This window comes from Streptomyces sp. NPDC104309, assembly GCF_055584025.1.
Window position 1 is genome coordinate 120147 of sequence record NZ_JBVJMV010000003.1, and the last position, 12114, is coordinate 132260.

The 12114-nt window shown below is 69.9% G+C and carries 10 protein-coding genes; 4 read left to right on the forward strand and 6 right to left on the reverse strand.

The annotated features are described in order from the left end of the window. Positions 1 to 6: 6 nt before the first annotated feature. Positions 7 to 456: a DUF948 domain-containing protein gene (locus tag ACZ68L_RS04580; protein ID WP_469574560.1), complete on the reverse strand. Its 450-nt coding sequence runs from the start codon at positions 454 to 456 to the stop codon at positions 7 to 9. A 213-nt stretch (positions 457 to 669) separates the two neighbouring features. Here ACZ68L_RS04580 and ACZ68L_RS04585 point away from each other — a divergent pair, with 213 nt between their 5' ends. Continuing rightward, complete coding sequence (locus ACZ68L_RS04585) at positions 670 to 2874, forward strand: ATP-binding protein (protein ID WP_469574151.1); 2205 nt, start codon at positions 670 to 672, stop codon at positions 2872 to 2874. Between the two features lie 17 nt (positions 2875 to 2891). Here ACZ68L_RS04585 and rpsD read toward each other — a convergent pair whose 3' ends face one another. Further along, positions 2892 to 3506, reverse strand: a complete 615-nt coding sequence (gene rpsD, locus ACZ68L_RS04590) for a 30S ribosomal protein S4 (protein WP_351074319.1) — start codon at positions 3504 to 3506, stop codon at positions 2892 to 2894. A 188-nt stretch (positions 3507 to 3694) separates the two neighbouring features. On the opposite strand from rpsD, the gene ACZ68L_RS04595 reads away from it, so the two are divergent. After that, positions 3695 to 4396 carry a DUF2470 domain-containing protein gene (locus ACZ68L_RS04595; protein ID WP_469574152.1) on the forward strand — a complete coding sequence of 234 codons (702 nt, stop codon included), beginning with the start codon at positions 3695 to 3697 and terminating at the stop codon, positions 4394 to 4396. A gap of 56 nt (positions 4397 to 4452) precedes the next feature. Here ACZ68L_RS04595 and ACZ68L_RS04600 read toward each other — a convergent pair whose 3' ends face one another. The 4 genes from ACZ68L_RS04600 to ACZ68L_RS04615 form a co-directional block, all read right to left on the reverse strand. Continuing rightward, a complete protein-coding gene (locus ACZ68L_RS04600) occupies positions 4453 to 5835 on the reverse strand; it encodes a replication-associated recombination protein A (protein WP_469574153.1) in 1383 nt (460 codons plus the stop codon). Between the two features lie 75 nt (positions 5836 to 5910). Beyond that, positions 5911 to 6546 (reverse strand): vitamin K epoxide reductase family protein, encoded by a 636-nt coding sequence (locus ACZ68L_RS04605; protein ID WP_469574154.1) that lies wholly within the window; start codon positions 6544 to 6546, stop codon positions 5911 to 5913. Between the two features lie 925 nt (positions 6547 to 7471). Continuing rightward, positions 7472 to 8734, reverse strand: coding sequence for a histidine--tRNA ligase (gene hisS / locus ACZ68L_RS04610; RefSeq protein ID WP_469574155.1), 1263 nt, complete (start codon positions 8732 to 8734; stop codon positions 7472 to 7474). A 14-nt stretch (positions 8735 to 8748) separates the two neighbouring features. Next, the gene (locus ACZ68L_RS04615; protein WP_266745112.1) at positions 8749 to 9435 is read right to left on the reverse strand and encodes an MBL fold metallo-hydrolase; all 687 of its coding nucleotides are present in this window, start codon (positions 9433 to 9435) and stop codon (positions 8749 to 8751) included. Between the two features lie 148 nt (positions 9436 to 9583). Here ACZ68L_RS04615 and ACZ68L_RS04620 point away from each other — a divergent pair, with 148 nt between their 5' ends. Next, positions 9584 to 10366 carry a peptidylprolyl isomerase gene (locus ACZ68L_RS04620; protein WP_469574157.1) on the forward strand — a complete coding sequence of 261 codons (783 nt, stop codon included), beginning with the start codon at positions 9584 to 9586 and terminating at the stop codon, positions 10364 to 10366. Between the two features lie 184 nt (positions 10367 to 10550). Next, the gene (locus ACZ68L_RS04625) at positions 10551 to 11780 is read left to right on the forward strand and encodes a DUF349 domain-containing protein (protein WP_469574159.1); all 1230 of its coding nucleotides are present in this window, start codon (positions 10551 to 10553) and stop codon (positions 11778 to 11780) included. The last annotated feature ends 334 nt before the right edge of the window (positions 11781 to 12114 follow it).

Here is a 12114-nt window from a genome sequence, read left to right on the forward strand (position 1 = left end):
GCTGCGTCAGTCCTTAGATCCGCGGAAGTTTCTGCCGTTGCGCTTCCTGCCGCGCGTGGACGGCACGGTGCGGCCGACGATCACCGTGCGACGGGCCGGCCGACGGGCAGGTTCCGGTTCCGGATCGGTCTTGCGGCCGATGGCCTGCCGTACCCCGTAACCGAACGCGGCGACCTTGACGAGCGGGCCGCCGAAGGTCGAGGCGACGGTGGTGGACAGCGCTGAGGCGTTCGAGGTCACTTCCTGGACGTCCGACGCGATCGCGTCGACCTTGTCGAGCTGGGTCTGCGCGGAACGCACCGTGGCGGAGGCGTCGGCAAGCAGCGGGACCGCCTGCTCGGTCACGTCCGCCACGAGCTTGGTGGTCGCCCTGAGCGTCTGGGCCAGCCTCACCAGTACGACGGCGAGGAACGAAACCAGGATCGCCCAGAAGACGGCCACCAGGATCCCGGCCACCTCTCCACCGGACACAGTGCACCGCTCTCTAGCTTGTCGCTGTCTCTGTACTGTCTCTGCTCGGTCCGGCGACCGCCGTCACCACAGCCAGTCGTCGTCTCCCGAGCCTATCGCGCCGGTGGTCGCGCCCCGTACCGCATTACCGGCGGGAAGGCCCGAGTTGCCATAAGGAGATTGTACGGAGAGCTTCCGGACCAGTACTCTGCGTGTTTCATGCGACGCCCCCAGCGCTCCCGCCCGTCCCCCCACGATCCGAGCGCCTCCGCCGGCGCCCTCGGCAATCTCCCGGCGGAACTGAACAGGTTTGTGGGGCGAGAGGACGAACTGGCCGACCTCGGTCGGCTGCTGAACGAGTCGAGGCTCGTCACCGTGGTCGGGGTCGGCGGAGTGGGCAAGACCCGCTGCGCCGCCAAGATCGCGACACTTTTGGAGAAACGGTACTGCGACGGAGTCTGGATGGTGGAGCTGTCCGCCCTCCACGATCCGGAGTTGCTGGACCACGCACTGGTCGACGCCCTCGGACTCACCGATCACACCGGCAGACCACCGCGCACGACACTCCTCGAACATCTCGCCGGGCGCCAACTGCTCCTGGTGATCGACGGCTTCGAGCACTTCGTGGACGCCTGTGCCGAACTGGTACGTGAACTGCTGCGCCGGGCCCCACGCCTGCGAGTGCTGGCCGCCGGGCGGCTGCCTCTGGAGCTGGACGGCGAGGTCACCTTCCCGCTCGCGCCGATGAATGACGAGGACGCGATGCTCCTCTTCGAGGAGCGGGCCGCCGCGGTACGGCCGGAGTTCCGGCTGACCGACCACAACCGCACGACCGCACGCGAGCTGTGCCACCGGCTGGACGGAATCCCGCTCGCGCTGGAACTGGCCGCCGGACGGCTGCGCGCCCTCTCCACCGAACAGGTGCTGCAGCGCCTGGACGACCGCTTCCGGCTGCTGACCGGCTCCAGCCGCAGCGCGCTGGCCCGCCACCAGACACTCCGTACGGCCATCGGCTGGAGTCATGAGCTCTGCGCGCCGGAGCAGCGGCTGTTGTGGGCGCGGCTCTCGGTGTTCGCCGGGCAGTTCGATCTGGAGGCCGTCGAATACATCTGCAGCGGCGCCGATCTGCCGGCCGACTCGGTGCTCGATGTGCTCTCCGGGCTGCTGACGCAGTCCGTCGTCCTACGTGAGGACTGGGCGGCCGGCACCCGCTACCGGATGCTGGACACGGTGCGCGAGTACGGCGCCGAGTGGCTTGCGGCCACGGGTGAGACGGACCGGTTGAGACGCCGCCACCGGGACTGGTTCCTGGGGCTTGCGACCATGTGCGAGCTCGACTGGTTCAGCCCGCGACAGGACGAGGTGGCCGCCCGGGTGGAGAGCGAACTGCCGAATCTGCGGCGGGCGATGGAGTATTCGCTGGACAGCGTGGACGAGGCGCATCTCGCGCAGTATCTGGCGGGCACCCTCTGGTTCCTCTGGGTGGGGTGCGGGCGCCTCTCGGAGGGCCGGCACTGGCTGGACCATGTGCTGGAGGAGGAGTCACCGTACGACTCCTCGCGGCTGAAGGCCTTGTGGGTGCTCGGACACGTGGCCGTGCTGCAGGGCGACCCGGTCGGTGCGGTCTGTGCGCTGCAGGAGTGTCGGGACGAGGCGGACCGGGCGGGCGACTCCACGGCGCTCGCGTACGCGGTGCACCGGATGGGGTGCCTGGCGCTTCTCACGGACGACATGGTCAGGGCGCAGGAGCTGCTGGGCGAAGCACTCGGCCGCTACCGGGAACTCGGTGAGCTGAACAGCAATGTGCTGATGGCCCAGATCGAACTGGCGATGGCGGCCGGATTCCACGGGGATCTGGACGGGGCGGCCGCGATCTGCGAGGAGGTCAGGGAGATCTGCGAGGACCACGGGGAACGGTGGGCCCTCTCGTACGCGCTGTACGTGCTGGCCTTCGCCGCACTGCAACGGGGTGGGCCGGACCGGGCCCGGGAGCTGCTCGGCGAGTCCCTGTCGATCGGTCACGCCTTCCACGATCTGTTGGGCTCCGTACTCGCCCTGGAGCTGCTGGCACTGGTCACGGCGCTGGAAGGGGACGCGGCGGAGGCAGCGGTGCTGCAGGGGGCCGCCGACCGGATCTGGCCGTCGGTGGGGCTGCCGCTGTTCGGTTCGGCGTACTACGGGCAGCCCCGGGTTCGGTGCGAGGAGCTGGCGCGCCGGGAGCTGGGCGACGGTCCCTACGAGTCGGGGCTGCGCGCGGGCGGGCAGCTTGATCTGGACGCGGCGGTGGCCAGGGCGCTCAGGAGCGGGCCCGCGAACCGGGCACAGCCGCCGGGCCGGCTGCCCGGCCCCCTGCCCGGCCCCGGGAAAACGCGGAGGCCCGCCGCCTCCCGTACATCGGGGAGGGGCGGGCCGGAGCGCTGCTGAGAGCGGCTATGCCTGGATCAGCGGGCGTAGTACTCGACGACGAGCTGCTCGTCGCAGATCACGGGGATTTCCTTGCGGTTCGGGTCCCGGTCAAGACGGAAGGCCAGGGCCTGCAGGTTCACCTGCAGGTAGCGCGGGGTCTCACCGTCGGGGGCGTAGCCACCGGCGCGGGCAACCTGGAAGGGGTGCTTGTCGCGGCTGCGCTCGCGGACCATCACGATGTTGTCGGGACGGACACGGAAGGACGGCTTGTCGACCTTGCGGCCGTCGACCTCGATGTGACCGTGGACGACCATCTGGCGGGCCTGGTAGATGGTCCTGGCGATGCCCGAACGCAGCACCAGGGCGTCGAGACGACGCTCCAGCTCGACGACGAGCGCCTCGCCCGTCTTGCCCTCGGCCTTTTTGGCGCGGTCGTAGGCACGCGCCATCTGACGCTCGCTGATGTCGTACTGGGCACGCAGGCGCTGCTTCTCCAGCAGACGGACCTTGTAGTCCGAGTTCTGCTTGCGACCACGGCCGTGCTCGCCCGGCGGGTAGGGGCGGGCCTCGAAGTACTTGACGGCCTTCGGCGTCAGCGCGATGCCGAGCGCGCGGCTCTTCTTGACCTTGGGACGCGACTGGTTAGGCACGTTCTCCAGACCTCCGTTGTAGGTTAGGTTAGGCTCACCTTACTTGAGGAGATCGCATGTCTCGCCCGGGGAACACCACACACATCACGGACAGCACTGACAGCGTCGACACCTCTCAGGGTGCCGATACGACGGAGGACCGATCAGATCGTGGTCAGCCGCGTCCCGGCGGGCTTGAAAACACTCGGATGCCGTCAGCAGCCGAGCGCACACGAACTCTCGTACAGAGTACCTGTTCGGCGGTACTGCTCGTCCCCGGGCTCAACGCCGCAGGCCCGGATCCCCTGATGCCGCTGACCAGGCACGTGGGCGCCGACGGGGATCTGTTCCTCGAACTCCCCGCGGATTCCCCGGCCGTGCGGGCGGCGACGCACGTCGAGGACGACGAACTGACGGCTGTGCTGGAGATCACGGACGTCGCCCCGGTCTCCGTGCCCCACCGCATCCGCGGTCGCGCGTGGGTCTCCGGCCGGCTCACCACCGTACCGGGCATGTCCGGGCCCGGCCGGACGACGCTGCGGCTGGAGACGGGCGAGGCGTACATCGACGATCTGTGGGGCGCCGAGGAGGTCGCACCCGACGCGTTCCGGGACGCGGCCCCCGACCCGCTCGTCGGCCACGAGGCGGAACTGCTCCAGCATCTGCACGCGGCGCACGGCGAACAGCTGGACGCGCTGTACGGGCTGCTCGGCGAGCGTCCGGCCCATTCCGGCGCGGCCCGCCGGTCCTCCGTGGTGCCGCTCGCGCTGGACCGGTACGGGCTGCGGGTGCGGCTGTGCGAGGACCGCGACCGCTGCTTCGACACACGCTTCGAATTTCCCGGGCCGGTGCGTGACATCAGCGAGCTGCGCCACGCCATGCACACGCTCTTCGAGGCCGCGGCGAGCTGAGCCGAAAGACCCCCGCGCGCTCAGGGCCCGGCGCGTCCTCGGCGGCCCCGTCGTGCTCAGCCGGCGGACGGGCTCGTGCCGCCGCCGGGGCCCGTGCGGCCGAGCCGCTCGCGGACCCGCTCCACCACATCCGCGTAGCGCGCCTCCGCGCCGTAGCGCGTGGGCTGGTAATACCGCTGGTCACGGACGGCGTCCGGGGCGTACTGCTGGGCGGCGATACCTCCGGGGACATCGTGCGGATACACATAGCCCACGGCATGGCCCAGCTTGGCAGCGCCCTTGTAGTGGCCGTCGCGCAGATGCGCCGGGACGGGGCCCGCGAGTCCCTTCCGTACGTCCTCCTGGGCGGCGAAGATCGCCAGTGTCGCCGCATTGGACTTGGGGGCGAGCGCCAGGGCGATCGTGGCCTGGCTCAGGATGAGCGCCGCCTCCGGAAATCCGATCATGGCAACCGCCTGGGCGGCCGCTACGGCGGTGGGCAGCGCCGTGGGGTCGGCGAGACCGATGTCCTCGCTCGCCGAGATCATCAGCCGCCGGGCGATGAACCTGGGGTCCTCCCCCGCCTCGATCATCCGGGCCAGGAAATGCAGCGCGGCGTCCACGTCGGAGCCGCGGATCGATTTGATGAGCGCACTCGTCACGTCGTAGTGCTGGTCGCCGTCCCGGTCGTACGTGACGGCGGCACGGTCGACGGTCTCCTCCAGGGTCAGGAGGGTGATCTCCTTCTCCTGCTTGGACAGCGCCGCACCGGCCGCGGCCTCCAGCGCCGTGAGCGCCCGGCGGGCGTCGCCACCCGCGATGCGCAGCAGATGCGACTCGGCGTCCTCCGGCAGCGCCACCGTGCCGCCGAGTCCGCGTTCGTCGGCCAGGGCACGCCGCAGCAGGCCGCGCAGGTCTTCGTCGGTGAGGGATTCCAGGGTGAGCAGCAGCGAGCGCGACAGCAGCGGCGAGATGATCGAGAAGTACGGATTCTCGGTGGTCGCGGCGATCAGGGTCACCCAGCGGTTCTCCACGGCCGGGAGCAGGGAGTCCTGCTGCGCCTTGGAGAAGCGGTGGATCTCGTCGAGAAAGAGGACCGTCTCCTTGCCGTAGCCCCCGGTGGCACGGCGGGCGCCCTCGATGACGGCCCGTACCTCCTTGACGCCGGCGGTGATCGCGGAGAGCTCGACGAAGCGCTTGTTGGTGGCCTTGCTGACCACGTACGCGAGAGTCGTCTTCCCGATGCCGGGCGGGCCCCAGAGGATCACGGACGACGGGCCCGCCGGCCCGCCGTTCCCCTCGCCGACGAGACGGCGCAGCGGCGAGCCCGGCTTGAGCAGATGCTGCTGGCCGACGACCTCGTCGAGGGTGCGCGGGCGCATCCGGACAGCCAGGGGGCTGCTGGACGGGTCCTTCTCCTGGCGGTCTTCGGCGGCTGCGGTAAAGAGGTCGGGCTCCACGTTTTGAACCCTATGTCACGGCACTGACATCCCTGCCGGGCCGGTCGCCCGGCAGGGGCCGGGCGGTGGGGCCGGTCAGCTGGTCCAGAAGTCCCACCAGCGGGTCAGGATCAGCATGCCGATGATGCCGATCCACAGCACCGGCGGCACCCAGTGGAACTCCGTCAGTCCGTTGCGCAGCCAGTTCGGCGCCGGAATGATCCGGTGCTCGATGTTGTGCGTGGTGACGTAGCAGAACATGAAGATCGTGGCGACCCAGGCCAGGCAGCACCACAGGCAGAGCGAGTTGATGTTGTAGAGCGACTGGTACTGGAGCCAGGTGCAGAAGCCGACGCCGAACAGCGTGCCGGCGTTCATTCCGAGCCAGTACCAGCTGCGGAAGCGGGCGCCCGCGAGCAGCGCCAGGCCGATGCCGATGATCACGGAGTAGGTGACCAGACCGAGCATCGGGTTCGGGAAGCCGAAGGCGGCGGCCTGCTCGCTCTTCATGATGTTGCCGCAGGCGACGACCGGGTTGAGACTGCAGCCCGGTGTGAAGTTGGGGTCCTCCAGCAACTTGAACTTGTCGATCGTGATGACCCAGGCGGCGAGGAGTCCGGCGGCGCCCGTGATCACCAGCAGCAGTGCGAACGCCCGACTGCCGCCGATGGTCCTCTTCACGCCGTCCTCGTCCTGGTCGGAGGAGGGATGGTCAACCGCTGCAGTCGTCATATCGCCGTTCCATCAGTGAGTGGCCTGCTGGGCACGGTCATTGTGCCGCACCGCACCGCTGGGCTTCTGTTCGATGGACATAAAGATGTACGTGAAGCTCCGTGTGCGACCGGACCGGAACACTCGGGGCGGGGTGGCGCTGGGCGTCCCGCGCGGGCGCTGCGGCGGACCGGCCGTGGTCGACGGCTCGGACCTGGCGATCCGTCGAGGCGAAGGGCGGGGAGCGCTCGGGCCGGGCACGGGCGGGAGGAGCGCCGCATGGCAGTCCCGCGGGGCCGTCGCGCCTCGGCACGGAGAGGGTCCCGGTGCTCGGCGTGGACCGGGTGTCCGCCGACCTCCGTTGGGGCACCGGGCGGGAACCGTCCGGCAGGGTGAATCCACGGCCGCCGAGTTGACGACGCGCGAGGCGGTGACGTGCTTCGCTTCCCGCCTCACCGGGCCGCACGGCTACGAGGACGTCATCACATCGACGCCGGGTGTCCGGTGCTCGGGCCGGCGGTCCTGCGCCATGCCCGCCGCCGGCCCGCTGAACGGGGTGACGCCGGTCAGCCCTGCGTGTGGTCGCCGGACGAGCCGGTGTTCCGGCCCGTCCGGCGAGCCCCGCGCCACCCGGGTCTGTCCGGCAAGATCCCAACGAAAGAGCCCAGTGCTGCAACGGCTAGGCCCAATGCCAGTGACTTAGCGCGCCATTGACGGCTCTGACGTGCGAAAACGTCGTGCACAGAGGCTCTGTCGGGCGCCAAAGTCACCGGTATTGCGGCTAGGCCCTGTCCTGCCGATCTTCGCGGGCCCGGGGCGTCTGGTGCGGCACCTCGCCGCGTTGTCGGTGTCGCCCGAGTACGTCCAGTACGAGGACGAACCTCCGCCTTGCGATGCACCGCATCAGACGCCCCGGGCTGATCCACGAAGATCGACCAGACAGGACCTAGGCCAGTCGCTCGCGGATCGCCTCGGCCACGTCCGCCAGGGGCACCGCCGTCTGCTCGCCGGACTCCATGTCCTTGAGCTGGACGAGTCCCTCGGCCAGATCCCGCTCGCCCGCCACGATCGTCAGCCGCGCTCCCGACCGGTTCGCGCTCTTCATCGCACCCTTGAGGCCACGGTTTCCGTACGCGAAGTCCGCTGCCACGCCCTCGCGGCGCAGTTGCGTGACGATCCCGAAGAGCACCCTGCGGGCCTCCTCGCCCAGCGGTACGGCGAAGACGCTGGTGGTCGCGGGCAGTTCGAGCTCGATGCCCTCCGCCTCCAGCGCGAGCACCGTACGGTCCACGCCGAGCGCCCAGCCGACCGACGGGAGCGCCGGGCCGCCGATCATCTCGGACAGGCCGTCGTAGCGTCCGCCGCCGCCCACCGCCGACTGCGAGCCGAGCCCGTCGTGGACGAACTCGAAGGTGGTGCGGGTGTAGTAGTCGAGGCCGCGGACGAGCTTCTCGTCGTCCTCGTACACCACGCCGGCCGCGGAGAGCAGGTCGCGCACCTCCTCGTGGTACGCCTTGCAGGCGTCGCACAGGTAGTCGCGCAGCACCGGGGCGCCGACCAGCTGCTTCTGCACCTCGGGCCGCTTGTCGTCGAGGACCCGGAGCGGGTTGATCTCGATGCGGCGACGCGTCTCCTCGTCCAGGTCGAGCTCGCGCAGGAAGCCCTGGAGCGCGTCCCGGTAGACGGGGCGGCACTCCTTGTCGCCCAGCGAGTTGAGCAGGATGCGGAAGTTCCGCAGGCCCAGCGTGCGGTACGCCTGGTCGGCCAGGATGATCAGCTCGGCGTCCAGCACCGGGTCCTCGGCGCCGATCGCCTCGGCACCGACCTGCGAGAAGTGCCGGTAGCGGCCCTTCTGCGGGCGCTCGTAGCGGTAGTACGAGCCGGAGTACCAGAGCTTCACGGGCAGGTTGCCGAGCTTGTGGAGGTTGGCCTCCAGGGCCGCGCGCAGCACGGACGCGGTGCCCTCGGGGCGCAGCGCCAGCTCGGAGCCGCCCTTGGTGGTGAGCGTGTACATCTCCTTGGTCACGATGTCGGTGGACTCACCGACACCGCGCGAGAAGAGGGCGACGTCCTCGAAGCCGGGCGTCTCGATGTAGCCGTAGCCGGAGTTCTTCAGGGGTGCGGCGATCGCCTCGCGCACCGCGAGGTACTTCGCGGAATCGGGCGGGGTCAGGTCGTACGTGCCCTTGGGGGCCTTGAAGGTGCTCACGGGTTTTTCTCTCGTCACATTCCTCGTCGGGGCGCGTCCATGCCGTGCAGATACGGATTCGAGGCGCGCTCGCGGCCGATGGTCGTCTGGGGGCCGTGGCCGGACAGCACCACGGTCGAGTCGTCGAGCGGCAGGCACACACGGGCCAGCGACTCGAGCAGCTCGGCGTGGTCGCCGCCGGGCAGGTCGGTGCGTCCGACGGAGCCGGCGAAGAGCAGGTCGCCCGAGAAGAGGATCTGCGGAACATCCGCGGCCTCGGGCATCCTGAACGTCACCGACCCCTTGGTATGGCCCGGCGCGTGCGCGACACCGAACTCCAGACCGGCCAGCTTCAGCAGGGCGCCGTCGCTCAGTTCCTTGACGTCGTCCGGCTCCCCCACCGTCAGCTCGCCCATGAGCGGCATCCCGATGGAGCGGCCGAGGGCCTTCTCCGGGTCGCTCATCATGTACCGGTCCTCAGGATGGATCCAGGCGGGGACGTCGTGCGCGCCGCACACCGGGACGACCGAGGCGACATGGTCGATGTGGCCGTGGGTCAGTACGACGGCGACAGGCTTCAGCCGATGCTTCTTCAGTGCTTCCTCGACTCCTGACGCGGCCTGATGGCCGGGGTCGATGATCACGCACTCCTCGCCTGCGGCCGGGGCGACCAGGTAACAGTTGGTCCCCCAGGCCCCGGCGGGGAACCCGGCAATGAGCACGATCGTCCTTAATGGTCGTCCGACGGCGAATCGCGACTGAGGAGGTCGCAGCACTCCAGAGCCTACCGGCGCTCCTCATTCCACAGCTAACCCATATACGGTACGGGCAGCCCAGGCCCCATCACACGACCCACAAGGAGATCACCCGGTGGTCAGCAGCGATCAGCGGCGGCGGCAGCTCGCCAGGGAGAAGTTCGAGCGGCAGCAGCACCGCCGGGAGGAGGCCCGCCGCAGGACGCGGCGGCTGACCGTCGTCATCGCTTCCGCGGTGGCCGTGGTGGCGGTCGTCGGGGTCGGTTCGTATCTCGCCCTCGACGGTGACGGCAAGAAGGACAAGAGCGACGCGGCCGCGAGCCCGTCGGCCTCCCCGTCGCCGAGCGAGAGCAGCACGCCCGAGCCCGCGATGAAGATCGACAAAAAGGCGAAGTACACGATGTCGCTCAAGACGAGCCAGGGCGACATCGCGTTCACGATGGACGGGGCGAAGACCCCGCACACCACGAACTCCTTCAAGTCGCTGGCCGACAAGGGCTTCTTCGACGGTACGAAGTGCCACCGGCTGACCACGCAGGGCATTTTCGTCCTGCAGTGCGGTGACCCCAAGGGCGACGGCACGGGCGGCCCCGGTTACACGATTCCCGACGAGAATCTGACGGCGCTGGGCAAGGCGGGCAAGGACGGCACGGTCACGTATCCGGCGGGCACGGTGGCGATGGCGAACACCGGCCAGGCGCACACCGGCGGCAGCCAGTTCTTCCTCGTGTACAAGGACAGCAAACTGCCGCCCACCTACACGCCGTTCGGCACGATGGACGACGCCTCGCTGAAGGCCGTCAAGGACATCGGTGCGGCGGGTGTGGCCGGAGGAGCCGCCGACGGTGCGCCGAAGAAGGCCGTGGACATCTCGAAGGCCGCTGTCGACAAGTCGTGACGGGGCGGGGCCGGCCGGTGACGACGAGGCGGGCCGGATTAATTTCGGCCGCGCTGAGTGCGGACAGCCGGGCGGCCGGTCGCCTAGATTGGCGTTGTGCAGGGCGGGCGCTGCCCGCCCCAGGAAACTGTGGACGATGCCAGGGGGGCGAACCCTCTCGCGGGCATCAGGTGGAGGAGGCGCTGTGAGCAGCGACCCGTGGGGCCGCGTCGATGAGACGGGCACCGTGTACGTGCGTACAGCCGATGGCGAACAGGTCGTCGGATCGTGGCAGGCGGGTTCCCCCGAGGAGGCTCTGGCCTACTTCGAGCGCAAGTACGAGGGCATTGTGGTCGAGATCGGCCTCCTCGAACGGCGGGTGAAGACCACCGATCTGTCGGCGAAGGACGCCACGACCGCCATCGAGCACCTGCGGCTTCAGGTGGACGAGCATCACGCCGTCGGAGACCTCGACGCGCTGCGCAAGCGACTCGACGCGCTGGTCGCGACGGTCGACTCGCGGCGCGAGGAGCGCAAGGCCCAGAAGGCGAAGCAGACCGACGAGGCGAAGCATGCCAAGGAGGCACTGGTCGCCGAGGCCGAGGAGCTGGCGCAGAGCGAGCAGTGGCGCTCCGCGGGCGAGCGGCTGCGTGCGCTCGTCGACACGTGGAAGGGCCTGCCGCGGCTCGACCGCAAGTCCGACGACGAGCTGTGGCACCGCTTCTCGCACGCCCGCTCGGCGTTCTCCAAGCGCCGCAAGGCCCACTTCGCCTCGCTGGACGCCCAGCGCGAGGAGGCCCGTAAGGCCAAGGAGAAGCTGGTCGTCGAGGCCGAGTCGCTCTCCGGCTCCACGGACTGGGGAGCGACGGCCGCCCGCTATCGCGACCTGATGACGGAGTGGAAGGCGGCGGGCCGCGCCCAGCGCGAGGCCGAGGACGATCTGTGGAACCGTTTCCGCGGTGCTCAGGACGTCTTCTTCGCCGCCCGTGGCGAGGTCTTCGCCGAGCGGGACGCGGAGCAGGGCGAGAACCTCAAGCTCAAGGAGGAGCTCGCGGTCGAGGCCGAGAAGCTGGTGCCGGTGACGGACCTGAAGGCGGCCAGGGCCGCGTTCCGGGCCATCAACGAGCGCTGGGAGGCCGTCGGCCATGTGCCGCGTGACGCCCGCCCGAAGGTCGAGGGGCGGATGCACGCGGTGGAGCGGGCGCTCCAGGAGGCCGAGGAGTCGGAGTGGCGCCGGACGAACCCGGAGGCGCGTGCGCGTGCCGCCGGTCTGACCGGTCAGCTGCAGTCGGCCGTGGACAAGCTGCGTACGCAGATCGACACGGCCCGTGCCTCGGGCAACAACGCCCGTGCCGACAAGCTGGCCAAGGAACTCGAAGGCCGGCAGGCGCTGCTGGACCAGGCGCTCAAGGGCCTGGAGGAGTTCGGCGGCTGAGCGGGCAGCACCCGCCGCCGACCGGCCTCATCCGCTGATCGGCGTGCGGCAGGGCCCCTCGCACACGTCTCCCGGGACGTGTGCGAGGGGCCCTTTCGTCTTCGTGTGCGAGAGCAGCCTTCGCGTGCGAGGGCCAGTCCGGTCGCAGGACGGCACCAGCCGGACCGGTGCTCTTCTCCGTGCGGTCGAGGGAGCATGGCGGAACGCCTCGCGCACCTGACCACGGGCCCCTGGGGAACCAGTTCCACACGTCGGCCCGGCAGCGTGCCCTGCTCTGCGCCGACGGCTCGCCCCCAGCGGCTCTGCCCGGCGGGCTCGTCCCACACGGAGCCTC